26 protein-coding genes are annotated in these 24,099 nt (G+C 39.3%); 7 read left to right on the top strand and 19 right to left on the bottom strand.

Annotated features, from left to right (window positions below; all coding sequences use genetic code 11):
* Positions 1-63: 63 nt before the first annotated feature.
* From trmB to IGI49_RS08110, 5 genes are all read right to left on the bottom strand, one after another.
* Positions 64-717 carry a tRNA (guanosine(46)-N7)-methyltransferase TrmB gene (gene trmB, locus IGI49_RS08090; protein ID WP_207701156.1) on the bottom strand — a complete coding sequence of 218 codons (654 nt, stop codon included), beginning with the start codon at positions 715-717 and terminating at the stop codon, positions 64-66.
* Between the two features lie 39 nt (positions 718-756).
* Positions 757-1,539, bottom strand: coding sequence for a phosphotransferase family protein (locus IGI49_RS08095; protein ID WP_207701155.1), 783 nt, complete (start codon positions 1,537-1,539; stop codon positions 757-759).
* A 99-nt stretch (positions 1,540-1,638) separates the two neighbouring features.
* Positions 1,639-2,496: a D-amino-acid transaminase gene (gene dat / locus IGI49_RS08100; protein ID WP_429964092.1), complete on the bottom strand. Its 858-nt coding sequence runs from the start codon at positions 2,494-2,496 to the stop codon at positions 1,639-1,641.
* 3 nt (positions 2,497-2,499) lie between these two features.
* Positions 2,500-3,708 carry an ABC transporter permease gene (locus tag IGI49_RS08105; RefSeq protein WP_429964093.1) on the bottom strand — a complete coding sequence of 403 codons (1,209 nt, stop codon included), beginning with the start codon at positions 3,706-3,708 and terminating at the stop codon, positions 2,500-2,502.
* On the bottom strand, positions 3,701-4,441 hold the full coding sequence (locus IGI49_RS08110) for an ABC transporter ATP-binding protein (RefSeq protein ID WP_429964094.1): 741 nt from the start codon (positions 4,439-4,441) through the stop codon (positions 3,701-3,703). The genes IGI49_RS08105 and IGI49_RS08110 overlap by 8 nt, the downstream gene beginning before the upstream one ends.
* Positions 4,442-4,569: 128 nt before the next feature.
* Between IGI49_RS08110 and IGI49_RS08115 the strand changes: the two genes are divergently transcribed.
* From IGI49_RS08115 to IGI49_RS08130, 4 genes are all read left to right on the top strand, one after another.
* Positions 4,570-5,004, top strand: coding sequence for an HIT family protein (locus IGI49_RS08115; RefSeq protein ID WP_429964095.1), 435 nt, complete (start codon positions 4,570-4,572; stop codon positions 5,002-5,004).
* Positions 5,005-5,391, top strand: coding sequence for a YtxH domain-containing protein (locus tag IGI49_RS08120; protein ID WP_207701150.1), 387 nt, complete (start codon positions 5,005-5,007; stop codon positions 5,389-5,391).
* A gap of 166 nt (positions 5,392-5,557) precedes the next feature.
* Entirely contained in the window at positions 5,558-6,586 is a 1,029-nt protein-coding gene (locus IGI49_RS08125; RefSeq protein WP_429964096.1) for a peptidylprolyl isomerase, read from the top strand.
* A 94-nt stretch (positions 6,587-6,680) separates the two neighbouring features.
* Positions 6,681-7,508: an NUDIX hydrolase gene (locus IGI49_RS08130; protein WP_207701148.1), complete on the top strand. Its 828-nt coding sequence runs from the start codon at positions 6,681-6,683 to the stop codon at positions 7,506-7,508.
* A 56-nt stretch (positions 7,509-7,564) separates the two neighbouring features.
* Here the strand turns inward: IGI49_RS08130 and IGI49_RS08135 are convergent, their stop codons facing one another.
* The 4 genes from IGI49_RS08135 to IGI49_RS08150 form a co-directional block, all read right to left on the bottom strand.
* Positions 7,565-9,538, bottom strand: coding sequence for a HelD family protein (locus IGI49_RS08135; protein WP_429964097.1), 1,974 nt, complete (start codon positions 9,536-9,538; stop codon positions 7,565-7,567).
* Positions 9,539-9,657: 119 nt separating this feature from the next.
* Positions 9,658-10,053 (bottom strand): VOC family protein, encoded by a 396-nt coding sequence (locus IGI49_RS08140; protein ID WP_429964098.1) that lies wholly within the window; start codon positions 10,051-10,053, stop codon positions 9,658-9,660.
* A gap of 72 nt (positions 10,054-10,125) precedes the next feature.
* On the bottom strand, positions 10,126-10,515 hold the full coding sequence (locus IGI49_RS08145) for a hypothetical protein (RefSeq protein ID WP_207701145.1): 390 nt from the start codon (positions 10,513-10,515) through the stop codon (positions 10,126-10,128).
* Positions 10,516-10,550: 35 nt separating this feature from the next.
* Positions 10,551-11,369, bottom strand: a complete 819-nt coding sequence (locus tag IGI49_RS08150) for a prenyltransferase (protein WP_429964099.1) — start codon at positions 11,367-11,369, stop codon at positions 10,551-10,553.
* A gap of 130 nt (positions 11,370-11,499) precedes the next feature.
* Between IGI49_RS08150 and IGI49_RS08155 the strand changes: the two genes are divergently transcribed.
* Positions 11,500-11,928 (top strand): helix-turn-helix domain-containing protein, encoded by a 429-nt coding sequence (locus IGI49_RS08155; protein ID WP_429964100.1) that lies wholly within the window; start codon positions 11,500-11,502, stop codon positions 11,926-11,928.
* 42 nt (positions 11,929-11,970) lie between these two features.
* Here the strand turns inward: IGI49_RS08155 and rlmN are convergent, their stop codons facing one another.
* The 3 genes from rlmN to IGI49_RS08170 form a co-directional block, all read right to left on the bottom strand.
* Positions 11,971-13,035 (bottom strand): 23S rRNA (adenine(2503)-C(2))-methyltransferase RlmN, encoded by a 1,065-nt coding sequence (rlmN, locus tag IGI49_RS08160; protein WP_207701142.1) that lies wholly within the window; start codon positions 13,033-13,035, stop codon positions 11,971-11,973.
* A gap of 161 nt (positions 13,036-13,196) precedes the next feature.
* Complete coding sequence (locus IGI49_RS08165; RefSeq protein WP_429964101.1) at positions 13,197-13,979, bottom strand: glycyl-radical enzyme activating protein; 783 nt, start codon at positions 13,977-13,979, stop codon at positions 13,197-13,199.
* 15 nt (positions 13,980-13,994) lie between these two features.
* On the bottom strand, positions 13,995-16,343 hold the full coding sequence (locus IGI49_RS08170) for a formate C-acetyltransferase (protein ID WP_429964102.1): 2,349 nt from the start codon (positions 16,341-16,343) through the stop codon (positions 13,995-13,997).
* 169 nt (positions 16,344-16,512) lie between these two features.
* Here IGI49_RS08170 and IGI49_RS08175 point away from each other — a divergent pair, with 169 nt between their 5' ends.
* Entirely contained in the window at positions 16,513-17,274 is a 762-nt protein-coding gene (locus IGI49_RS08175) for a DeoR/GlpR family DNA-binding transcription regulator (protein ID WP_207701139.1), read from the top strand.
* 33 nt (positions 17,275-17,307) lie between these two features.
* Here the strand turns inward: IGI49_RS08175 and IGI49_RS08180 are convergent, their stop codons facing one another.
* From IGI49_RS08180 to IGI49_RS08210, 7 genes are all read right to left on the bottom strand, one after another.
* Positions 17,308-18,243, bottom strand: a complete 936-nt coding sequence (locus IGI49_RS08180) for a LacI family DNA-binding transcriptional regulator (protein ID WP_429964103.1) — start codon at positions 18,241-18,243, stop codon at positions 17,308-17,310.
* A gap of 20 nt (positions 18,244-18,263) precedes the next feature.
* Positions 18,264-18,536, bottom strand: coding sequence for a hypothetical protein (locus tag IGI49_RS08185; protein ID WP_429964104.1), 273 nt, complete (start codon positions 18,534-18,536; stop codon positions 18,264-18,266).
* A gap of 83 nt (positions 18,537-18,619) precedes the next feature.
* Positions 18,620-18,985, bottom strand: a complete 366-nt coding sequence (locus IGI49_RS08190; RefSeq protein WP_429964105.1) for a hypothetical protein — start codon at positions 18,983-18,985, stop codon at positions 18,620-18,622.
* A 109-nt stretch (positions 18,986-19,094) separates the two neighbouring features.
* Positions 19,095-20,192, bottom strand: coding sequence for a PTS fructose transporter subunit EIIC (locus IGI49_RS08195; protein ID WP_429964106.1), 1,098 nt, complete (start codon positions 20,190-20,192; stop codon positions 19,095-19,097).
* A gap of 11 nt (positions 20,193-20,203) precedes the next feature.
* Positions 20,204-20,512 carry a PTS fructose-like transporter subunit IIB gene (locus IGI49_RS08200; protein ID WP_207701134.1) on the bottom strand — a complete coding sequence of 103 codons (309 nt, stop codon included), beginning with the start codon at positions 20,510-20,512 and terminating at the stop codon, positions 20,204-20,206.
* Between the two features lie 20 nt (positions 20,513-20,532).
* Positions 20,533-20,994, bottom strand: coding sequence for a PTS sugar transporter subunit IIA (locus IGI49_RS08205; protein WP_207701133.1), 462 nt, complete (start codon positions 20,992-20,994; stop codon positions 20,533-20,535).
* Positions 20,995-21,001: 7 nt separating this feature from the next.
* Complete coding sequence (locus IGI49_RS08210; protein ID WP_429964107.1) at positions 21,002-22,954, bottom strand: BglG family transcription antiterminator; 1,953 nt, start codon at positions 22,952-22,954, stop codon at positions 21,002-21,004.
* A gap of 236 nt (positions 22,955-23,190) precedes the next feature.
* Here IGI49_RS08210 and IGI49_RS08215 point away from each other — a divergent pair, with 236 nt between their 5' ends.
* Positions 23,191-23,802 carry a DUF1349 domain-containing protein gene (locus IGI49_RS08215; RefSeq protein WP_429964108.1) on the top strand — a complete coding sequence of 204 codons (612 nt, stop codon included), beginning with the start codon at positions 23,191-23,193 and terminating at the stop codon, positions 23,800-23,802.
* The last annotated feature ends 297 nt before the right edge of the window (positions 23,803-24,099 follow it).

A 24,099-nucleotide genomic window follows, 5' to 3' on the forward strand; every position in this document is an offset into this window, starting at 1 on the left:
CCTTCACCTCATTGATAAAGTACGCAAAAAAAGCGAGTCTGATCTCGACTCGCTAAAAAAGTTTTATTTTTTTGTTTTATCTGGAAAACGAGCCTCTACCCGATAGATCGGCTGTCCCTTTTTAGAGAATTTTTCTTCATATTCGGTCATGATGTTTCCTTCATAACTGCTATGATGTAGATCAAGCCAAACCTGCTCCAAAATCATGCCATACTTTGAAAAGCTGCTTAAAGAATATTCGAATAATCCTTGATTGTCTGTTTTGAAATGAATCGCTCCATTGGGTCGTAGAATGGTTTCATCTACCGCTAAAAAACTTCGATAGGTTAGACGACGTTTTTCATGTCTTTTCTTAGGCCACGGATCTGAAAAATTCAAGTAAATCTGATCTACTTCACTTTCCGCAAAATAGTTGGTTAGCTCTGACCCATCAACATGCAGCAATTGCAGGTTTGACACCGGCTCTTCAATTAATTTATCTAAAGCAAAGGATACTACACTTATTTGCATATCAATCCCAATGTAATTAATTCCGGGGTGAGCCTGTGCCATTTGATTAATGAACTGGCCCTTTCCCATACCAATCTCGATATGAATTGGCTGATCGTTGCCAAAACGCTCGTGCCAACGACCTTTCCAGGCTTGAGGGTCTTCTACAACAAGTTGCGGGTGAGCAGCCAGCAGTTCCTCTGCTCCCGACCTTTTTCTTACACGCATGATTTATTTCCTCCTTAAAAAAAGCTGAACCTAAATCGTTCAGCTTCCCGCAAAAATTCGTTTTAATTGCAATATTAATTGATTCATATGACGAAATTCCTGACGACGATACAGCCGGGATATTTCTAATAACAAACTCATCAGAGCGTACCAATATACACGCTCCATGTTCGCATCAGTTGGTCTTATACCATACCTCACTAACCATTTGCTCCAACTAGAAAGCGGTACATAACTTCCTAAGATTGTTCCAATATCTAAAGCCGGATCAGCAAACATAACTGAATCCCAATCAACCAAATAAAGATAATTCCGACACACTAACCAGTTGCGGTGATTGACATCACCATGTACTACGGTGTAGCTTTTTTTCGGATAGTAAGGAATATTTTTTTTCAAATAACTATGGACTAATTCAATGAAACTGTTCTGTTGCAAAGCCGGCGATAACCTTTCTTCAAAATCTGCCAACAATTGCTGAGGAGAGACTTGACGTCCACCTACTTTTTTCAACATCATTTTTAGCGAGTCCGAATGATGCAGATGGTACAAAACATCTATTACATCGTTGCGCTGCTTGATTTCCTCAGGGCTAAGCACTTGACCGTCCAACCACTCCTGCGCAGTTAGCGTATCACCATTGCCTGTCCGTTTAATCCACACCAACTTAGGTGCAATTCCTTCTCTAGATAAAGCTGCCAGCATAGGAGTGGTATTTCGTTTTATAAAGACACGGTCTTCATCGCGATACCCGATGTAGGTTTTGCCGGTGTCGCCCTTGATTGGACTGACACGCCATTCGCTATCTAACTGAAAATCCATCTCATGGGCCTCCTCATGCTTTTTTCGCAGTACCTCTTATTCTAGCTAGGGAAGGTGGCTTCGTCAAGCGCATGTATGTTCTTCTTTAGCCTTTTTGGATTACATTTTCTTTACAGATTCCTCTATAGCGTCAATATAAGCTTTTTGTAGTTGTTTTGTGACCGTACCAGGTGTTCCTTTACCAATATTTTTACCATCAATACTAACAATCGGCATTACTTCAGCAACCGAACTAGTTTTGAAACACTCATCTGCTTCAATTAATTGTTCCTTAGTAAAAGGTTCTTCAATTAACTGAATACCTAGTGCCGTTGCTAGTTCCCGCACCTTAATTTTAGTGATTCCTGGTAAAATTAATTCACCATCCGGATGAGTATATAAAATACCTTCTTTTACCATCCAAAGATTAGATGCTGAAGTTTCAGTTACAATCCCATCTCTAACCAGTACGGCATCATCATATCCGTTCTCTTTTGCTTCATTTAAAGCTAAGATATTGCCTAGTAAGCTAATTGATTTAATATCGCAATGCAGCCAACGTTTATCAGTGACAAATCCGCCGCGAATTCCTTTTTCAAGTTTTTCGACAGGACGATTAGCCGTTTGAATGTCAGCAGTTAAGACCGGCATAACCTCTTTAGCATTTGGAAAGTCGTGCAGGCGAGGCTTAGCTGTTCCATGAGTTATTTGGAAATACAGCCGTCCGTTTTCAATCCCCACTTCTTCAGCAAAGTGATGCAACCGTTGACTGAATTCTTCCTTTGAGAAAGGCAGGGTCAAACGAATTTTGTCTGCACAGCGCCAAAACCGCTCCAAATGTTCTTCTTCCATATATAACAGTCCATCGTAAATACGAATCACTTCATAAATTCCATCACCAAATTGATACCCGCGATCTTCAGTATCAATTCTTACTTCTGATTCATCAACAATTTTATCGTTCCATAATATTTTCATCGGTTAATCCTCCATCTTTTTGATTCGAGCTGGTACATACAACCAAACAAACAAAGCTATTTCTCCCATTAAAATGGCTAACATCAAAAGACTATTTAGGACAGATAATTGGGTTAAAGCAACACCTGCAAAAATAAAGGCAGCAATTACCAGCAAGCTCACAATCATCTTTTGTAGCGAAGCTTGTTTCGTCTTTTGGCTTACCGGATACAATTGGATAAAACTAATATAATCGAATTGACCGTATAATGGAATCATTTGAAACCCAATCAAGTAGATTAATAACGCCGCGACTCCAGTGGCAAAAAGAAAATCCTGCAGTGTAAAAATAAGAATACCGCCAATTACCACTAAACGAAGATAAAGTCCACTATATTCAGACCCCCGCAATGCCCGGCGCATAAATAAATAAAGGTAAATATTCGATTGTTTAAAAGTAATTCTTGCTAACAGACCATCCAAGTATTTGCGTCGTTTCACCTTGGCTTCAATTTCCGGTACATCGGTGAACAAATTGATGAACTGATAAATTCGGTATAAGCGACTGCGTTCATAATCAGCCATTTTCTCCCAATCCAGCAACCGATTTTCAGCCTTGGTTGCTTGGTAAAAGAAAAAGGTCACTATCATCGCCATTGCCGTACCTGCTAATGGCGTCGTATATAAACTAACAGCAATTACTGCTAGGCTAGCCACATACCAAAGCAGCTTTAACTGACGAGCCTTTTCTTCAATTCCTTGATAGCATACCATGCGCAAAATAGTTAAATGGCTGTATTTTAAAAGCCAAAGCATCAGTACAAACCAAAGGATATTAATAAAGCCATCGCCCGTACTGACAACATATAACGGCATTGAGATGCCAACGATTAGAATAATTAATACAAATGGGAAGACCAACGAATAGCTTAGCCCCTTTTGCAGATAGCCGTCCATTTGCCGTTCCTTCGGCAGAATAAAGGTAGTATCGGCTGGTTCAATCAAAGTGACCAGCTTTCCTGCTGGTAAAACTAGAAACCAAAGGAAGCCTACAATAGGTAACCCCCATATGAAATCTGGCGGCAGCTCTTTTAACAAATTTGAGTAGTAAAACCCCAAACCACCTACTAAAAACAAACAAACTAAGACGAAATGATCATTTAAAACGTAACGCATGTACTTCATCATTTTCTTTTGGTGCAGTCTTAGCCGCTGACTAAAAAAATCAGACATTCGCCTCAGACTCCTTTGTCAATGCGACATAGATTTCATCTAAGGAAGAACCTGGCAGATGAAATTCTTGTTGAAGCTCACTTAAGGTTCCTTGTGCTCGCACTTCCCCGTTGTGTAAAACAACAAAACGATCACAATACTTTTCAGCTGTTGCTAAAATATGAGTGGACATCAAAATTGCAGCCCCTTCTTTTTTCATTGCCATCATTAATTCCAACAAGGCATTAATTGCCAATGGGTCTAAGCCCAAGAAAGGTTCATCAATAATGTACAAACTGGGTTGAATCAAAAATGCGCATAAAACCATTACTTTTTGTTTCATTCCCTTAGAGAAATTAACTGGAAACCATTCTAAACGATTCTCTAAACGAAACGTTCTCAACAGCTGCTCAGCTCGCTCCATCGCTACCTCTTTGGGAATATCATATGCCATCGCTGTCACTTCAATGTGCTCTCGCAAGGTTAATTCTTCATATAATGAAGGTGTTTCTGGAATAAAGCCAATTTTTTTCCGATATTCCTCTGGTGCTTGAGACAAGGTTAACTCGTCAATCGTAATTTTCCCTTTTTGAGGAGTAAGCAAACCAATTACATTTTTTATTGTAGTAGATTTTCCGGCCCCGTTTAATCCAATTAAGCCAACCATCTCTCCACTATTTACATCAAAGCTAATATCCTTTAATACAGGCACATGGCCGTAACCGCCTGTTACTTGCTGAATAGATAAACTCATCTTATTCCCTCCAATACTTGTTCTATATTATAGCAGAAGTTTTACAAAGATTTTTGACAAAGTGATTTCATTTTTCCGCACAGTTAAGAAAAGTTATGGTAAAGTGAAAGTAAGCAAAAAAAGAAAGGGTGTCTGTTATGGAAAATTGTATCTTCTGTAAAATTATTAACCAAGAAATTCCCAGCTATAAAGTGTATGAAGACGATAAAGTATATGCCTTTTTAGATCTTTCTCAAGTAACTAAGGGTCACACTTTACTTGTCCCTAAACAGCATGTTGCCGATATCTTTGACTATGATGAATCATTGGCCAGCGAAGTATTTGCCCGAGTTCCCAAGGTCGCAAAAGCTTTAGAAAAAGCTTTCCCCGAAATGGAGGGCTTGAATATATTAAATAATAATAAAGAATTAGCTTATCAGTCGGTTTTTCACTCACATGTACACTTAATTCCTCGTTATAGTAAAAAGGATGATTTCTCCATTCACTTTGGTGATCATTCAGAAAAACAGTCAAAAGAAGAAATGCAAGCAATTGCTGAAGCAATTAAGAAGCAGGTGAAATAAATGGGCTTTTTCAAAGGACTCTTAGTTGGCGCAGGTGTCGGAACCATCGGCGGTCTTCTTCTTGCACCAAGAAGAGGAGAAGAAACGCGTGAAAAACTGGTTAATGATGTCCGTGATGTGGTTCAATTAACTGACGAATTGAATGACAGCTTGACTGATTTTCGTGAATCCTTGGTGGAATTGAAAGCAACTGTTCACACGCTGGTTCCAGAATTCAAGGCGGAATTAGAAAGTGACTTGGAGGATTTTAAATTCGAAGCTGAGCCTCGAATTCAACAAATTCAAGAACAAGTAGCTCTCATTCAGAGCCACTTACCAGAAGAATTACAAACAAATGGTAATAAACAAGGTCGCTTTATTCTAGAACGTCCAGAAAAATTTAAATAATCAACAGGATGGGAGCATTTTTACGGCTCCGTCCTTTCTTTTATGCCTTTATTGTGAATTTTTATAGAAACTATCTTTAAAAGCCTTTATTTTACAAATTTAAGTATGGTATAGTGATTGAGGAGCAATAATACGCAAATAAATGAATACAGGAGTGTAACTGAGCATGAAGAAAAAAATCGTTTTAGCTACTGCTGGACTATTAAGCGTCTTAGTTTTAGGTGCTTGTTCAAGTAGCAACAGTCAAGAAATCGCAACAATGAAAGGCGGTAAATTGACCGTAGAAGATTTTTACAATGAAGCAAAGAAAGAACAAACAAATCAACAACTGGTTCGTAACATGATTATCTACGATGTCTTTGAAAATGCCTACGGAGACAAAGTTACCGATAAGCAAATTGACAAAGAATACAACAAGCAAGCAAAACAATTAGGCGACAGCTTTGAAAGCCAATTACAATCTGCCGGCTATACAAAATCTTCTTACAAGGAATATCTGAAACAGTCTCTAGCTTTCCAAGAAGGAATCAAGAGCCACATCAAACTAACTGATGCTGATAAAAAGGCTGCATGGGAATCTTTCCATCCTGAAGTAGAAGCTCGAGTTATTCTGGCAAGTAGTGAAGATGACGCAAACGAAATTAAGAAACAACTTGATGATGGCGGCGACTTTGCTAAAATTGCAAAAGAAAAATCACAAGATACTGCGACAAAAGAAGACGGTGGCAAAATCAAATTTGATTCACAATCTGACACTGTTCCTTCTGAAGTAAAAGAAGCAGCATTTGCTTTGAAAGACGGCGAAGTATCTGCAGTTGTTTCAGCAATGGACGCTTCTACTTATCAAACAGCTTACTACATTGTAAAAATGGAGAAAAATACTCCTAAGGGCAATGACATGAGCAAATATGAAAAAGAAGTAAATGAAATCGCTGAAAATACTAAAATGGCAGATCAAACCTTCACTTCTGAAGTTATCGGTGAAGAATTGAAAAAAGCGAACGTGAAGATCAAGGATGAAGCCTTCGACAACATTTTGGCTGACTTCTTAGGAACAACTGACTCTACTGGAACTTCTGGTTCTAAGAAATCTTCAGACAAAAAATCAGAAGCTTCTACTGAAGAATCTGATCAAGCTTCAAGCCAGTCTTCTACCGAAGAATCAGCACAAAGCAGCACTGAAGCATCTAACTAAACACTTAAAGGGAATTCCAAATGGAGTTCCCTTTTTTTCGTTATTCATGCTACAATATAGTATCAATTACTTTTAAAAGATAAGGTGGATAGTCATGAAAGAATTTCCTTCAAAAGAAGCAGAAAAGGATTATTATGAACATGAAGCTTCCGAGTCAGAATTTTTGTCTTGGTACAAACAGCAAGATCATCCCCAATATGAAAAACCTTCAGTAACAGTAGATATTGTTGTCATGGGCTACAATAAAGAAGAAGATCAATTAAAGATTCTTTTGATTCAACGTCGTGGCAATCCTTACCGCAATTCATGGGCACTGCCCGGAGGCTTTGTACAAAGCAACGAATCAACCAATGATAGTGTTCGCAGAGAAACAAAAGAAGAGACTGGCTTAACGATTGGTCGTCGCAACGTGGAACAGCTACACACCTTCAGCACACCAAATCGTGATCCTCGCGGCTGGGTTATTACGGTTAGCTACATTGCTTTCTTAGGTCAAGTACCGCCCAAGGCTGGTGATGACACGCAGGATGCCCGTTGGTTCAACATGGAGCGTCAGGAAGACACTCTTACCTTAACCAGTGACGATATCTCTATTGAGATTGATTTGGAAACCGGTAAGTCAATTGGCAAAGATACCCTTGCTTTTGACCATAACGAAATCATTCGTAAAGCTTTCAATCGTGTAGTGAATAAAATGGATCACGAACCATTGATTCTTCAAGTACTCGGCGAAGAATTTACCATTACTGAAGCGCGCAAAGTATTTGCTAAATTTTTAGGTATTGATTTTAAAACCGTTGACCACTCAAATTTCAAAAAGGCAATGCTGCAATATTTTGATGAGATTGGTGAACGTCCAGTAGGAATCGGCCGACCTTCAAAAATTTATCGATTAAAAGAAGAAATCGGCGAGAAAAAATAGTAACGCACTTATAACCCTGCCAGAATTATATGGGATTCTGGCAGGGTTTTTTACGACTAATTTGTAAGTATGACCAGCTGATGAAGCGCTCGAGTACAGCTGGTATACAATCGATTATCCGTTTGTTTCAACTGTCCAATCTCTATATCAGGCAAAATTACTGTATCAAACTCCAATCCTTTAGCATATTGAATTGTTGTTAGTACGATGCTTTCTTCAACTTTGCTGGTGTTCTCGTTGATAATCGTTAGTGGCATAGATAGTTCGGTAAGCAGCTGCTTAACTTCTTGTAAACTTTGACAGATAATTCCGCAAGTCGTAAAACGACTCTGTTGAAATTCGACTAATTTTTGTTTTAGTTTAATCAGTTTATCCGGAAAATCAACCACCGGTATCATTTCGACGGGGTTACCGTGTCGTTTTACTGCTGTCATCTCGGGGTTATTAGCGAATTGTTTGGCAAATTCAACAATCTCATAACTGGAGCGATAGCTTTTATCAAACGTTACCAATTGGTTGGCTGGTAACAAGTCGCTGAGCTCTTCTAAAAATGGTTTCTGATCCTTGGTCAATGCTTGATTTATATCCCCACAAATTGTTTTTTCACCCGGAAAAAGCGCCTGCAAAACTCGAAAATGCAGCATGGAATAATCTTGCATTTCATCAATGACTAAATGTTTAATCTGTTGCTTGGACTTAATCCCCTCGAATCGTAATTTGAAATACAAATACGGGTACAAATCGCTGCTTGCTAAAAGATTTTTATCACTGTCTCCCTGACACCCTTGCGGTAAAGTAGATAAAAAGTTTAAATAAGCAGATAAACTGTTGGAAAATCCGATGCGTTTCTTTAATTTAGCTGCGACTGACTTGCTGTCTTCTAACCTTTCTTCTTCTGCAATTCTTCTGCTGACTTGTTCAATCAAAACAACTAATGGCTGTTGTCTTGGATTTTCAAAAAAACGGCCTAGATTTTCTTTGGAGAGGATCTTTTCTTGTGTTAGTACTAAGTCTTCGGCAACGACCTGTTGTGTTAACTGTTGAAGATAGGCTGTTAATTTTTCAAAAAATTCTGAGGAGTCACGGTATCGATAACTTTTGCTTTGCTGAGAATTTGGGCGTTCTATCATCTCGGTTAATTCTGTCTGTCGGCTGGAAACGGAAACTGTCCCTTCCATAAAGCTTTTCCCTAATGTCGTAATGTCCAACTGCTGTAAATCATTTTCACCCAATTCTGGTAAAATATTGCTGATGTAGCTGGAAAAAATTAGGTTCGGCGATATAATCAAAATATCTTCGGCCGTTAAGCTTGCTCTTTTTTGATAGAGCAGAAAAGCCATTCGATGCAGTGCAATGGCTGTTTTCCCTGAACCGGCCACTCCTTGTATAATCAGATTCTTAGTTTTAGTATTGCGGATCACTTCATTTTGTTCTTTTTGAATAGTCTGAATAATGGTCTTCATTTCATGAGTGGAGGATTGACTTAACTCCTGTAGTAGAAATTCGTCATTGACTGTATCTTCTGTGTCCACCAATAACTGGATTTCTCCATCATGTATTTCGAATTGCTTTTTCTCTAAAATGTTGCCTTGGAATATCTTGCCAAAGGATTCATAAGAGCCCCGTCCTAAGTTAAATTCATAATATAAAGAGGCAATTGGTGCCCGCCAATCGTAAATCAGTTGCTCCCCTCTATCATCTGCGAAACCGTAACGACCGATATAAAATGGTTCAACCTCCTGCTCTTGCTGATATTGAAAACCTACTTTAGCAAAATACGGACTGCTCTTTTGATAATTCAATTTTTGCAGGATGCCTGTTTCCAGTGTACTTCTGCGATCAATGAAATTCATCGTCTGTTGATAATTGTACACCTCGTATTTGTCCAGCTCCGCCTTATAATCAACGGTATGTCTCTTCAGCTTTTTGTACTGGTCTTCATTGGAATCGATCGTTTCCCCCAGTGAGTCGGCCTTTTCATTGACCTTTTTTATGACTCTTTTGAGATATTGTTCTTCTTTTACGTTCATCCAATCATCCCCCTTGGTAAATAGATCTATAGTATACGGGAAATAGAAAGATTGGTGGTTTAGTGGAGGGTTTGACCAAAAAAGAACCCCCAATCCTAAGACTGAGGGTTAGCTATTTGCTAAATATTCATCCAATTTGGTTCTAAAATATTGCCATCCGGATCCTCTACTTCCAAACCAAACATTTGATCTTCAGGAATCCCCATGTCTATATGGTAGTAATCACCACCATTTTCTTTAGCCTTTTCTGCAAATTGTTTGACTGCTTCAGCACTATCTAAACTAAATGACACGAGTACGCCACTGGTAGTTTTGGGATTAGCTATTTCACGATCCTTGATAAACTTTTGATAAAAATCAGGAGTCAACAGCATCACCCAAAAATGGTCGTCCCAGACTACTGCACTAGCCTCTTCAGTTGAAAATTCTTCGTTTTTCTTAAAGCCTAATGCTTCGTAGAACTGAATTGAACGCGGCAAATCGGTTACTGGAAAATTCACAAATACCATTGTCATTTTGATCATCCTCTCTTTCGCGTTACTATGCGCGCTAAAGAAAACGGTGTCAAAAACTTTGCCTGGCTGAGTTTATTTCTTTAGCAGCAGCTGCATTTGCTGCGTTAATACAAACAGCTGGTTTTCCAAAACGGCCACTCGCGTTTCCAAGGCGGATAGTTCTTCTAAACCGACACTCGTTTCAGCCATTTTTGTAGGAGAATACAGCTTAGGCAAGCCAGACTGCTTATACTTTTCCAGTAAATAAGGAATTTTTTGATTGTCGATTTTTACTTGGGTTCGTTCTATAAATTCTCCATTCTCATTTACTCGACGAGTGACCAAATTTTCCATCCCGTCAAAATGATTATCCCCTACTACATAGCCTGTATCGGCCTTTCTAATTGCCCCCAACTCCCTCAGCCATCCATAAAAAGTGGTTTGGTTTAGTCCGTATTCTTTTCTTATTTCATGCAGTTTCATGTTATCACGCTCCTTATCTATTCAAAGGTACGCAATTAATCACTCATTCGGTCTAAGATTTCCAAATATTTTTTAGTAGCCAGTTCACTCACCTGTCCTTTTTTGCAGAATTCCAGTTTGACCAGCTTACGATTTACTCGTTCAACCACAATTTGATCCTCTACCGTGCGCTTTTTTAATGCTTCAAAAGCATCCTTGAAACGATGATCTTTGCGCGCATATTCGTAAAAGGATAATACGTAAACATAATGAAAAATATTGTAATCACTTAAAGGATATTCTACCTGCATGAATAAAGTCCCAATCCCGTAATGACAGGGTCCGATCGGGGCTTTCGTTTCCCAATGACTTAAAAGAAACTCAATCGCCTGGTTCAAGCGATCATCAGAAAAGTATTCGGTATGACGAAATAGATTTAGTGCATTTAACGTAGGTAAAGAATTGGAGTGTTCGGTTTCAGGCCCTTTGCCAAAATAGAACTTCTTGCATCGCCAGCCACCATCCGAGTAGCGAGTTTCCATTAAATGAGTCAATGTTTTCTTGATTCGAGGATCTTCCAAATAGCCTAAACGAATCAGCAGGGTTGCTGCTGGAATAGTTTGGCAGGGAAAAACGGGGCCCTTCGGATACAGCTTGAAATCTCCCGGTTCTTTCCAAGATTCCCAAATCAGCTCACCAACTGTTTGTAAAATTGGATTTTCTGGTGAGACACCTAATTCCAATAAATAATTTGCGGAGGCAATGCAAGAAAATGCACCACCATTAGTTAATCTGCGATCCTCTGTCGTCCAATAATCCCATTTCTGATCATAACGATGACTTAAAACTGTTTCAATATCCTCCTGATAGTTCATCTGAACCCTCCGACCTTTTCTGTTAATTGTAGCAATTTTCCCTCTTCAATTCACTATTTTTTTGCGATGCAAACATTCTTTGCTAGTAATTAAGTGGGGTATTTTGGATAATTATTGTGAGGTGAGAATTATGGGAGTTGGTAAAGTATTAAAAGGGCGGAGAGAATTAATGGGTGTTTCACAGGAGAAAATTGCTCAAAAAATGTATGTCTCTCGTCAAACGATTTCGAATTGGGAATTAGGAAAGACTTATCCAGATATCGAAAAGTTAATTGCATTAAGTGAATTTTATGAAGTAACTTTAGATGAACTCGTAAAGGAGGATTCTATCATGAAAGAAAAACTGATTACTGATGCTAAAGAGTTGGCGCAGTTAAGAAAGCACAAAACCTGGTTTCGAATTAGCCAAAGTCTGTCATCGGTGGCCTTTGGGGGTGCACTTTTTTCTGATGATTACACGTGGTTATTGATTATTGCTGCGCTACTTTTTTCAGTCTTCGGCGCCTATCATTGGACTTTTTTCGATGACGATAAATCCACTGATCCCTTATTTCCTTAAACGTAAAAAATCCTCTCACCTGTAAGTGAAAGGATTCTTTGATTAATTCGTAACCGTTTTTTTCATTTGTTTGCTGCGTAATTGACCGCAGGCTGCATCAATATCAGTACCGTGTTCTTTACGGATGACACAATTGACACCATTTTTCTTCAACACATCATAGAAGCGTAAAACGTCTGCTTTTGAACTACGAGAATATTGATCATGTTCACTCACCGGATTATAAGGAATCAGATTAACGTATGTCAGCTTTTTTTTGTCTTTTAAAAGTTCAGCCAATTGTTTGGCATGCTCTGGACGATCATTAACGTTCGCAAGCATAATATACTCAAAAGTAATTCGACGATTGGTTGATTCCAGATAGTAATCAACAGCTTCCATTAATTTTTCAATGGGGAAGCTGCGATTAATTCGCATGATCGAAGAACGAACTTCATTGTTTGAAGCATGCAATGAAATGGCCAAATTAACTTGCAGTCCGTTTTCGGCGAACTTCTTGATTTTAGGTACTAAACCACTTGTCGATACCGTAATATGACGAGCACCGATAGCTAAACCTTTGGCATCATTGATCACGTAAATAAAGTCCATTACATTCTCGTAGTTGTCAAAAGGTTCCCCGATTCCCATTACAACAACATGAGATACTCGTTCATCTTCACCTCGTTCATCAAAGTAGTGTTGTACTAGCATGATTTGGGCCACAATTTCACCAGCGGTTAGATCTCTTTGTTTTTTTAACAGACCTGACGCACAGAATGTACACCCAATATTGCAGCCTACTTGGGTAGTCACACAAACGGACAAGCCATATTCTTGCCGCATCAAGACCGTTTCAATCATATTTTTATCTGGCAATTCAAATAAGTATTTAACAGTTCCATCGTTTGATTCTTGCACTACCATCTGCTTTAACGGATTGATGCAGAAATTTTCATCCAATAGATCAATTGTTTTCTTCGAAAGGTTGCTCATTTGTTCAAAGCTGGTTACCCGTTTTTGATACAACCATTCCCAAATTTGCGTTGCTCTAAATTTCTTTTCTCCATGCTCAATCAGCCAATCAATCAAGGCTTCTTTTCTTAATTCATAAATTGATGGTTTCAAACTCTTATCTCCTATTTCTTGTGTCTTAGCCGTGCTTCTTTTCACAAATAGGGGCCGGCCTGGTAAAGTCTCGCTTCATACTATAACCGATTAAAAAAATGAAAGCAATCGCCTTTGGAAAAAATCAATAAAAAGACTGCCAGTTTCCTGACAGTCCCTACTTATTCTAAGCCATCAACATTTGTATAGATACCTGCATCTTCAAATTCGTTCTTTATTTCATTTATCTCAGTCTGGGTTAACGTATTTGTGTCCTTCATAGTATATTCCCAACCTAAATAATCATACTTGCTGCTGCCATATTGATGAAAGGGAAGCAAATGAACTTCTTTTACCTCCAGATTTTGCAAATACTTGATCAAGGCTGAAATATTTTCAGGTTCTGTTGTGTATCCGGGGATTAAGGGGATACGTGGAATCACTTCTAAGTGATCCTGACTTAAGAGAAACTCAAAATTTTCTTTGACCATTTTAATCTCAGAACCTATCACTCGTTTACTTGACTTTGCATCCATTATTTTCAAATCAAATAGGACCTGCTGCAAATAAGGTGTTAACTTTTTAATCTCCCTCAAAGGAAAACAGCCCGTTGTTTCAATTGCAGTGTGTACACCTAAATAATTAAATTCTGATAACAAATCCGCGGCAAAGTCAGCCTGCATTAATACTTCACCTCCAGAAAGTGTTACTCCTCCACCAGAGGTTCGGTAAAATATTTCATCCTTCATCACTTCGTCCACTAACTCATCGGTTGTGCGCCAACTTCCAACAGTTTCTATCTTACCGTTTTTGGTCCAAGTCGTTGGAGCGACTGCTTTTCTTGATTCTGGATTGGAGCACCAGGGACATTTTAGTGGACAGCCTTTCAAAAAGATAATGGTCCGAATTCCACCACCATCGTGTACGGAATAGCGTTGGATATTAAATACTAATCCTTTGGACATGGATATTCCTCTATTCTACAATTCATGTTCAACACGAGCAATGATGTCGTCTTGAATTTGTTTATTCAAATCAACAAAGAAGGCACTGTAACCCGCCACCCGAACTAGCAAACCCGTGTATTTTTCTGGATGCTTTTGAGCATCTAACAAGGTCGCTTTTGATTGAACGTTAAATTGAACGTGTTGAATTTTTAGTTTTGTATAAGCCATTAGAAAATCGGCAAATTTATTTAAGCCTTGCTGTCCTTTTAGCGTATTTGGTTGAAATTTCAAATTAAGCAAGCTGCCATTTACCGTTAAATAGTTATCCAATTTGCTGACTGATTTTAAAACGGCTGTTGGTCCTAAGTGGTCTCGGCCTACCATTGGTGACAAGCCGCCATCCGCCAATTGTTCTTGAGCTTTCCGTCCATCTGGTGTTGCACCAACTGCTTCTCCTAATGGAATATGGGCAGAAACGGTATAAGCTCCAGCAATAAACTGTCCACCGCGAACATTAGTATATTTTTCCAGTTCTTTGGCATAATATCTAAATAAGCGAGCAGCAATCAGATCAATTTCATCATCATCGTTGCCATACTTTTCGAAATCTTGGATAACATGCTTTTGCAGCGCTTCGTATTCACCCGTGTAATTTGCTGCCATCGCCTCTACCAATTCAGAGAAACTCATTTCATGGTTTTCAAAAACCATCTTTTTAATGACATACAAGGAATCACTCAGGTTCGCTTCACCAATTCCTTGGACACCAGAGAAGTTGTACCTTGCTCCGCCTTCGGTCACATCCTTGCCTTTTTCTATACAGTCTTGAATTAAAACTGAGAGAAAGGGCGTGGGTGCATACTGTCTGTGACCTAAATCAACAATGTCCGATCCCTTGGCTACCAGCTCTACATAGTAAGCAATTTTAGCTTTGATAGTTTCGAAAAGCTCATCGTAGGTTACATCACTTTTATCCTTCAGCTCGTACATACTCAATTCCATGATGCGTAATAAGTTGAACAAAGCAATATCATGCAAGCCATAGGTTCTTCCAGGAATTGAGGTTTCAACACAGCCTACTGTTGCATAATCACGAGCATCATCCAAAGAAACGCCTTTACTCAAGAAGGCCGGCACGCAAACCTCATCATTGAAAAGCTGAGGGATTCCAGTACCTAATCGGATTGTTTCGCAGGTTTTCAATAAGAACCGTCGAGGAATTAATTCATTCATGCGAACGGAAAGATTCGGCTGTGGCAAAAGAACCTCATGATATAAATCCAGCATAATATAAGACAATGGATTTACCGAAGTGTGCCCATACTCATCTAACCCACCTAAAACAACTGTATATCCGGTTGGAAACCCAGCAAAGCATTTAGCACTGCTTTCGCTGCGCAGGAGCACAACATCATTTGTTTTAATATAAAAATCTCCCAGAACTTCATACAAGAACGCTTCAGAAATTCCGTCATTTAGAGAAGCTTGATAGTAAGGATACATGTATTGATCCATCCGTCCTAATGACAAGGAGGACGCATTTGATTCATATTGTCCGACAATACTGGTCATCCATAATAACTGCAGGGCTTCATAAAAGGAATCAGGCTTTTCAACACTTAGCTTTCGGCACATCGCTGCAATTCTTGTTAATTCCTCTTGACGAGTACGGTCACTCTCTAGTTGACTCATTTCTTCTGCTAAGTCAGCATAACGCAGGAAATGCTCCTGCATTCCTTGGAAAATGATCAAGCCAGCTTGAAAAAATGCATTGTCAGGTTCTTCAGCTGTTTTCTCTTTTAGGCTTTCAATATAATAGCCTATTCCATTACTCAGAACAGCCGGAAAATCCATAATGATATGACCTTGACCTTTGTCTGTTTGATTTAGTTTGAAGACTTCATCCTTCAACGCTATTTTAACTTCGTCAGTTAGTTGCCCATTAATAAAATCCTTCATGGAACGGCCTTCCCAATAGGGATAAAGCTTTTGACGATAAACCATTTTGTCAGCTTCAGTAAATTCAAACTGATCCTGAGGCCGGGTAGCAATTGTATCGATTTCTTTTAGAATCCAGTAAGGATCCATTTCTGGTGAAACGATTCCTGAACGAGGACGAACAGTACGATTTCCCACCAGCAGCTCACCTTCACGAATGGTAATAGACGTCTTCGCTAAAATATGAGCCACTGCTTTCGCACGGCGAATAATGGTTGTTTCTCCCTCTGTCTGTTGATAGCTCTCCGTATAGAGCAAGGCCCGCTCTAAAGAGATTTGACGTTTTTCTTTAAATAGATTATCCTTCATGCGTTGAATTCGGTCGTTCCCGTTTGTGACTACATTGGCAATGTTCTTTTCTTTGTCGATAATTCCAGTCGCCATTTCCTATCATCTCCTCTTCTCCTTTAGTATAGAAATACACAAGCAATAAAGCCACGCATTTCATTGAATTTTGTCAAAAAGCTTGGATTTCTTCTGTTTTTCCCAAATTTTTTCTTGAGTTTTTTGGAATAGAATGATACGTTATCAGTGAGAGCAGGGAGGAATTCAGATGAAAGCGGCTGAGATTGCCCAACGACGAAAAGCAATAACCGAATGGTTGTACCAAGAAGAAGCGATTAAGGTTGCCCAGCTAGTCAACTATTTTCATGTTTCAGATGAAACGATTCGCAAAGATCTCGCTTATTTAGAGGGAGAGGGAATCTTACAAAAGCAACATGGGAAAGCTGTACTAGTTAAGGAAAAAGAGCTAGCCCCCGTTTCCTTACGAACCGTTAATTTAAGGGAAAAGGAACGGATTGCAGCAAAGGCACTCGAGCTGATTACTGAAAAAGATCGAGTAATTGGCTTGGACCAAGGAAGTACCATTGCTCTATTAGCTAAGCAGATGCTTTCCTTCGACCAACGCCAACTATTTACTGGATCTTTGGCTGCTATTTTACAGCTGGCCAATGGGCATCATATGATCCATTCCTTTGGTGGACAATATTCAGCCAGCGATATGGCCTTTCGCAATGATACGGGCAAAGAAATGTATCCCGATGTTCAATTTGATCTTTGCTTTTTTGGCTCTAGCGGGGTTAAAAATCGCAAAGGCTTTTGCACCTCCTCTTTGGTGGATGCAGAATCAAAGCGAATGATGCTGCGAAAATCATTTAAAAAAGTAGTTTTGTTGGATAACAGCAAATTTGAGACCACCTCTTTGGTTCAGGTAGCCCCTTGGTCTGAGGTAGATATTGTCATTGCTAATAAAGGAATCCCCCACGATTATGAGCGGATGATCAGTGCTTTTGCTCAGTTGATTTTAGTGTGATAACTAGACGCGAAAAAAGGACTTGGCAGCCAGCTAAGTCCTTTCGTTATGCTTTACGAACGTATACGGTATTTTTATCTGCTGTGTTTCTTCAGCGATCAGTGCTTCAAATGCCTTTCGACCACATTCGGGCAAATGATGATCAATTGTGGGAAATTTCATTACCCGGCTGATAAAAAGATTCTCTTGTCCCACGATTAGTGGCGCTTGTTCTTTTCCATAGCCCTCAATAATCCCAGCTGCCACTTCATCGCCATTACTGAAGATTCCTTCGACACAATGCTGCCTAAAAAAGTCAGCGACTGCTAACCCGTCTTCGGCTTCTTGACAACCCCAGCGCATCAATTCAGGATCAAACTTGGGAAACAACTCTTCACATAGCTGCATTGCCAACTTTGAATTATTACTTCGTTTACCGGTTCGTCCTAAAGTTAAGCCAATTTTTTCGACACCTTGGTTTTTCAGATAGTTCAGTGACTCTCTAAAGGAACCTTTCCGATCGATAAATACACTGCTCAATCCCTCTATTTGAACATCTTCACATAAAACAATTTTGCCAAACTTCAGATAATCGGCAATTACCTCTAAGCTGTTGGACTTTGAGGCAATAATCATTCCATCAAAGCTTTTAGCAGCTAGTTCATTCAAATAATTCTTTTCGACTGATGGATCATAATTTGTTGGCAGCAACGTAACTTTATATTGCTGGACAAAGGCCTTCTCTGCAATTCCCTTCACTAGTTGATCATAGTAAGGATGATTAACAAAAGGCACGATCACTCCAATATTTTTTGTTTTACCATAGCTGAGATTACGAGCAGTATGATTGGGAACATAGTTCAACTCCGCCATAACTGTCAGAATTTCTTGTCGTTTCTGTTCCTCAACGTAAGGATGATTATTAAGTACTCGTGAAATAGTCGAGACTGAATAGCCTGTCTTTTTCGCGATGTCCCGGATATTGGCCATAAAATTCTCCTGAAAAATTTTTAAGCAGTGAGAAGCTGATGATAAAGATAGCGGACGATATCACTTCCTGAGTCGAAAAAAATGAAGGTATCTTTGCCATAACTAAACTTAATTTGCCGATCTTCACTGCCATTAACTGCTAAATCATGTATTCCTGTTAAGGTTAATTCTTTTTCCCGCACCTTATACAAGCCTTGGTGACGTTGGACAGACAACCGCTGCCCCTTAATTTCCAAGGATGCATAATAGTAATCTGTTCCTGTTTGATCATGCACTTCTACATAAGCGTTCATCGCTATCTCCTCCTTTGGTTATACCCAAAGTATAGCGGATGGAACGCGTACCACAGCAAGTAAAAAGTACTGATTAATGCCAATTAATCTTCTAATTCTTCAGCCAACAGCAATAATGCTGCCGCTGCTGCACCTTCTTCATCATCGCCTTCGTAAGCACCAATCGCATCTTTACCGAAAAGTCCAGTACCGCTGTAAATTTTCCCGTCCTTAATCGTTCCAACAGCGTCTTTGCCAAAAATTCCGGTCCCTTTGTAAATTTTATGATCCTTAAATTTACCGATATGATCTTTACCGATTAAGCCACTGCCGCTATAGATTTTCCCATCTTTATAAGACCCCACCAAATTTTTTCCTAAAAGCCCCGTGCCTTTATATACCTTTCCGTCATCAAATACACCAATTGCATCCTTGCCGAAAATTCCAGTACCACGATAAATTTTTGCCATTCCAAATTCCTCCTAAATGATTTCTTTTCATTTAGTATAGCATGTTCTCAATTTTTCAAGACAAAATAAGGCAAGAGATCTTATTTGAAAGATCCCTTGCCTAAAATGATTACATAATTTCGATATCTAAATCAATATCTTCATCTGCTGCTAGTACTGATTCAGTTCCATCAGAAGCAGCCACTGGTTTTTTCAACACAATCACAATCCCTGCAGTTACCGCTACCCCGACTAACGTACCAATAATATACATGATCGGATTTTGAGCAACAGGTGCGACAATCCAACCGCCCCATGGCGCAGGATTTCCGGCACCTAATACCATGGCAACCGCAGCGCCAATTGCGCTACCGATCATGTTAGCTGGAATACAGCGTAATGGATCAGCTGCTGCAAAAGGAATAGCCCCTTCAGAAATACCGACTAAGCCCATAACAATTGCTGCTTTCCCAGAGTTGCGTTCTTCCATTGTGAATTTCTTAGGAGCAATCAAGGTAGCCACACCCATTGCTAATGGTGGAATACAGATCGCCGCTCCAATTCCAGCCATAATGGATAAAGCAGTAGCACTTGGCATTCCAGTTATAGGATCAATTGTTCCAACCATAGCCGAACCAAAACCGAAGGCTACTTTATTAATCGGTCCACCCATGTCTGAAGCGATCATTGCCCCTAGCACTAATCCTAGAAGCATCAGGTTGGTCGTTCCCATTGACTCCAACCAGGCCGTTAAACCAGTCATTAAAGAAGCAATTGGTTGTCCAATCACCCAGTACATTAAGCAACCCACAATGGTAGTTCCTAGTAACGGGATGATGAAAATCGGTCCTAACGACCTCAAACTGGAAGGCAATTTAATTTGTTTCAAATAATAAACAACAATCCCTGCCAATAGCCCTGATAAAATTCCGCCTAAAAAGCCGGCACCAATATTGCTGGCAATTAATCCACCAATAATCCCTGGTGCTAACCCTGGACGATCCACCATTGAAAAAGCAATATAGCCTGAAAGGATTGGTACCATCATCCCTAGACCAGTAATTCCAATGTTTGCAATATCAGCCAGCATACCCTCCTCTGGAACAGCAGCACTTCCTGAAAAAAGAACACTTAATGCCAGTAAAATACCGCCAGCTACTACAAAGGGAATCATATAAGATACACCAGTCATTAAGTTCTTTCTTGTATCCTTTAATAAGTTGACCATTTCGGTTCCTCCTAGCCTAATTTTTGCTGTAATTTCTTGACGATTGCTTCACCTTTGTTGATGCAATCTCCGGCACTTACCCGAACGACTGGTTTACCTTTGAAACGTTCTTCATTTTTTATACCAATATTATTGGTTAAAATCACCGCATCGGCCGCAGTAATCTGATCCATGGTCAGTTCATTTTCAATCCCAATTGATCCTTGTGTCTCCACATGAATATCGACTCCATGCTTCTTTGCAGCAACCTCTAAGCTTTCGGCTGCTAAATAAGTGTGTGCTACTCCTGATGGACATGCGGTTACAGCAACTAATTTCATTTTATTTTCCCCTTTTTTAGTTAATTTAATACAGCGGTTAGACTGTCGTTAATGACTTGAACAATTTCTTCTTCACTGGCAGATGTTTTCAGCATTTCACGAAAATCCTCATGAACTAATTTGCGAGATAGTCCAGCAATAATTTTTAAATGCTCATCGCCAGCACATTCCTCTGGTACAGCTAATAAGAACGCCATTTCTACGTCTTTGCCATCTAGGCTGTTCCAGTCCACCGGTTGTGCTAAACGACCAAAGGCTACGGTACATTCCTTCACGTGAGGACTCTTCCCATGAGGGATGGCAATTCCAAATCCAATGGCTGTCGAGGTTAATGCTTCACGATCCAGTACACTTTGCAAATAACCGTCAAAGTTAGTGATACGATCAGCCGCCTCGATTTTTTTGGCTAATGTTTCGATGATTTCCTGACTATTTGTTCCAACGGTTGACAAATCAACCAGTTCATTCGTAATAACTTCCATCTTATTTCTACCCCCTGCTGATTTCCTGATATATTTCCTGCGCATTCTTTCCTAAGAAAAAATGGCGGATGTTGTTCGTTGAACGGACAATTTTATGGATGTCGGTAATAATGCCTCTTACTAAACTGCGGTCACGTTTGGCAACACACATCAATAACACATAGCTGACTTTCCGCTGATCCCAGACAATCGGCTTTTCTAAGGTCAGAATAAATACTTTAGTCTGCAAAACATTTTGCGGTGATGCGTGAGGAATCGCGACTCCTGTTTCTAGCGCTGTCTCACCCAACTGCTCCCGTTCAAAGACTTCTTGACGAAAATCCTGATTAACAATCTTGGCTTTTTCCAGTTGATCAATCAGGTAGTTTAAACAATCACTCTTTGTCTCAATTGCTTTTCCCGTCACAATAAAGGCAGGATCAATGACTTGCTTTAATGACTCGAAGGTCGTCTGCTCGCTGGCAGTATCCTCCTCTTGATAGAAGAAATCAGAATATAGAGACGTAATATTTTTGATATCCTCTTGGGTAATCAATGTTGAAACCTTAATTGTTGGCTTATCAATTGTTGGTAAATGGATTGACGAAATGATTAAATCCACGTTGTCTAAATTCTTTTTATACAGCTTATCTACAGTCGTTACCTCAGCAATATCCTGAGCTGGCAAAATCCGTTTAATTTTATTGTAAATCAGCTCAGAGGTTCCAATCCCTGTTGGACAAACGATCAATATTTTCTTGCCGTTGTGGCTTTTTTCTAAGGACACTTGGAAATACATAGCCAAGAAAGCAACTTCTTCATCGTTAAACTGAACTGCTAATTCATGTTCAACATTTGCCAACGCGTACCAGGTCGAACTGAAAATAATTGAATATTGATTCTTTATTTCATCAACTAATGGATTTGTAATCTCAATTCCCAACTTCAAACGATAGATCATAGGAATGAAATGATTGATAAAGCGGCTGCGCAGCTCCTCATCCTGTGAAAAATCCACCTGCATAATTTCACTCATATTGCTTAATACCTTGTCAATAATCGGTGTCATTTCCTCAAGTGATTGCGGCTGATTGGAATAAATTTTTACTCCATAGCCTACAAATTGGCGATTGACGTAAGCTACATCCTCTTCCAAATAGCTGAGTGCTAGGGCCTTTGTGGTTTCCTCCAGCAACTCACTGGCTAAAAAATACGTATCAATCATTTTGATTTGATCAAATAAAAATTTGTCTTCTTCCACATGCTGACCCTTTTGCAGTCGAGACAAGAAAATTATCAAGCCCATAGTCAATGATTTTTCATACTGCTCAGGCAAGAAAACCGTTGGATTTTGCTTTAGTGCCTGGAGTTGCTGAAAGACGACTGCTACAATTGCTTTGCCAAAAATCATTTGAAGCTCATGCTGGCCTTTGTCCAAAAAAAGCTGCTCATTATCTACACCTTTATAAACTAGCCAATTCTCACAAAAGCGAAACAGACTTCTTTGACGATCCTCTTCACTGCCAGTAATCCAAGTGCCTCTTTTAGAAGCAACTAACGAGACAGCATAGGTTTCGTTAATTTTTTCCAAGTCACTTGCGATTGAGCTGGCACTAATATGGAAATGTTCCGACAGCTTCTGCTGCGTAACGACGATCTCATCCACTAACAGCATTTTAGCAATCAATAATTGACGATCCCCTGGTGTGCAATCTGAGCAATCGTCCTCTTCTGCATAATCAAATGCCTCTAAAAGCAGCATCTTATCTATCGCATCTCCTACCAGCTTTATTCCTATTCGCGGCTTTTTATCAATTCTTGTTTGTTCATTTAAAAAATTCTCTTGAATTTTCTCTAAGTCTGAATAAATGGTGCGATTGGTTTTGCCTAATAATTTGGCATAATGAGCCACTGGTAAATACTCATCATTTTGTACCAGCAAACTAATTAACTTTTTTTGTCGAGTGTTCATTCCCTCCATTTTATTTCCTCCAATTGTAAGCGCTTATCAACTTAATCAAAATATAGCACAGGTATTTTATGTTGTATAACACAACTCAGTTACACATTAATGTTGAAATTTTTTCACATGCAAAAAAGAATGACTCCTTGAACGTAGGGAGTCATTAAACAAACTCAAGGGATTCTTTTAAATCATGGTATACTTTAGTATAAAGCAACTTGCTGAAAAAGTGGCAGGCATTAGGGGGAAACTTGATGGAATTTTCTTTAGATAAACTAATTTGGACGCGAAAACCTGTAAATTTTTCAATTCAGGAAAACAAAATTGACATTATTACTGATCCTCATACCGATTTATGGCAAAGAACCTATTATCATTTCAGAAATGACAGCGCCCCGATTCTGCAAATGGCTACGCAGGAGAACTATTTCTCTTTTGTTGTCAAAACAATTTTTGATAGCCAGCACCGTTTTGATCAATGTGGTGTGGTGGTCTATTTGGACAGTGAGAATTGGTTGAAGGGATCGATTGAGTATGAAAATGAAGAGTTTCAGCGTTTAGGAAGTGTCGTAACGAATCAGGGCTATTCTGATTGGGCAACTACTTCAATTGATGCCTCAATCAAATCTATGTGGTATCGCTTAAGTCGGCGAGACAGCGATTTTTGTATTGAATGTTCTCAAGACGGCATCCATTTTCAACAAATTAGGATTTGTCATTTACGGGAAGCGAAGGATGACATTCGGTTTGGTATCTATGCTTGCAGCCCAGAGAATTCTTCATTCAAAGCAAGTTTTACTCAGTTACAAATGCTGGAGTGTCAGTGGCCCGCTCATGATGGACAAGCACCTGATGAAAACCATTAATTTTACCAAGCCAAAGCTTAACCTTTGAGCTTGGCTTTTTTTGTGTTTGTTTTATTGATTGAGAGCTTAATTTAAGACAGTCTTTTTTAGTGTCGAAAATCCGCTCTGTTTCCGCAAGGTGATCGTTTTCTTTCTAACTGACATCGACAAACGGTTAAACATCGTACCATTCACACCAGCCTTACTCATAGACGACTTCGCAGATAACAATCTAATAATTTCGCTGTTATGATAAAGCTGCATAGCTCAATCGTTTATTGCTAGACCTTAATCAATCAGAATCAAAAAAATATCTTT

Origin of the sequence: Enterococcus sp. AZ071 (genome assembly GCF_050499065.1) — a bacterium.
Taxonomy (GTDB): Bacteria; Bacillota; Bacilli; order Lactobacillales; family Enterococcaceae; genus Enterococcus_A; species Enterococcus_A ferrettii.

Excerpts from the sequence above, each read along its gene's own strand:
- IGI49_RS08095 (WP_207701155.1), bottom strand. The coding sequence starts at position 1,539 with ATGGATTTTCAGTTAGATAGCGAATGGCGTGTCAGTCCAATCAAGGGC.
- dat (WP_429964092.1), bottom strand. The coding sequence starts at position 2,496 with ATGAAAATATTATGGAACGATAAAATTGTTGATGAATCAGAAGTAAGA.
- IGI49_RS08200 (WP_207701134.1), bottom strand. The coding sequence starts at position 20,512 with ATGAAATTAGTTGCTGTAACCGCATGTCCATCAGGAGTAGCACACACT.
- trmB (WP_207701156.1), bottom strand. The coding sequence starts at position 717 with ATGCGTGTAAGAAAAAGGTCGGGAGCAGAGGAACTGCTGGCTGCTCAC.
- IGI49_RS08170 (WP_429964102.1), bottom strand. The coding sequence starts at position 16,343 with ATGGCGACTGGAATTATCGACAAAGAAAAGAACATTGCCAATGTAGTC.
- IGI49_RS08135 (WP_429964097.1), bottom strand. The coding sequence starts at position 9,538 with ATGAACGTAAAAGAAGAACAATATCTCAAAAGAGTCATAAAAAAGGTC.
- IGI49_RS08180 (WP_429964103.1), bottom strand. The coding sequence starts at position 18,243 with ATGGCCAATATCCGGGACATCGCGAAAAAGACAGGCTATTCAGTCTCG.
- IGI49_RS08210 (WP_429964107.1), bottom strand. The coding sequence starts at position 22,954 with ATGGAGGGAATGAACACTCGACAAAAAAAGTTAATTAGTTTGCTGGTA.
- IGI49_RS08145 (WP_207701145.1), bottom strand. The coding sequence starts at position 10,515 with ATGAAACTGCATGAAATAAGAAAAGAATACGGACTAAACCAAACCACT.
- IGI49_RS08165 (WP_429964101.1), bottom strand. The coding sequence starts at position 13,979 with ATGTCCAAAGGATTAGTATTTAATATCCAACGCTATTCCGTACACGAT.
- IGI49_RS08205 (WP_207701133.1), bottom strand. The coding sequence starts at position 20,994 with ATGGAAGTTATTACGAATGAACTGGTTGATTTGTCAACCGTTGGAACA.
- IGI49_RS08175 (WP_207701139.1), top strand. The coding sequence starts at position 16,513 with ATGAAAGCGGCTGAGATTGCCCAACGACGAAAAGCAATAACCGAATGG.
- IGI49_RS08110 (WP_429964094.1), bottom strand. The coding sequence starts at position 4,441 with ATGAGTTTATCTATTCAGCAAGTAACAGGCGGTTACGGCCATGTGCCT.
- IGI49_RS08215 (WP_429964108.1), top strand. The coding sequence starts at position 23,191 with ATGGAATTTTCTTTAGATAAACTAATTTGGACGCGAAAACCTGTAAAT.
- IGI49_RS08155 (WP_429964100.1), top strand. The coding sequence starts at position 11,500 with ATGGGAGTTGGTAAAGTATTAAAAGGGCGGAGAGAATTAATGGGTGTT.
- IGI49_RS08120 (WP_207701150.1), top strand. The coding sequence starts at position 5,005 with ATGGGCTTTTTCAAAGGACTCTTAGTTGGCGCAGGTGTCGGAACCATC.
- IGI49_RS08125 (WP_429964096.1), top strand. The coding sequence starts at position 5,558 with ATGAAGAAAAAAATCGTTTTAGCTACTGCTGGACTATTAAGCGTCTTA.
- IGI49_RS08105 (WP_429964093.1), bottom strand. The coding sequence starts at position 3,708 with ATGTCTGATTTTTTTAGTCAGCGGCTAAGACTGCACCAAAAGAAAATG.
- IGI49_RS08130 (WP_207701148.1), top strand. The coding sequence starts at position 6,681 with ATGAAAGAATTTCCTTCAAAAGAAGCAGAAAAGGATTATTATGAACAT.
- IGI49_RS08190 (WP_429964105.1), bottom strand. The coding sequence starts at position 18,985 with ATGGCAAAAATTTATCGTGGTACTGGAATTTTCGGCAAGGATGCAATT.
- IGI49_RS08140 (WP_429964098.1), bottom strand. The coding sequence starts at position 10,053 with ATGACAATGGTATTTGTGAATTTTCCAGTAACCGATTTGCCGCGTTCA.
- IGI49_RS08150 (WP_429964099.1), bottom strand. The coding sequence starts at position 11,369 with ATGAACTATCAGGAGGATATTGAAACAGTTTTAAGTCATCGTTATGAT.
- IGI49_RS08195 (WP_429964106.1), bottom strand. The coding sequence starts at position 20,192 with ATGGTCAACTTATTAAAGGATACAAGAAAGAACTTAATGACTGGTGTA.
- IGI49_RS08185 (WP_429964104.1), bottom strand. The coding sequence starts at position 18,536 with ATGAACGCTTATGTAGAAGTGCATGATCAAACAGGAACAGATTACTAT.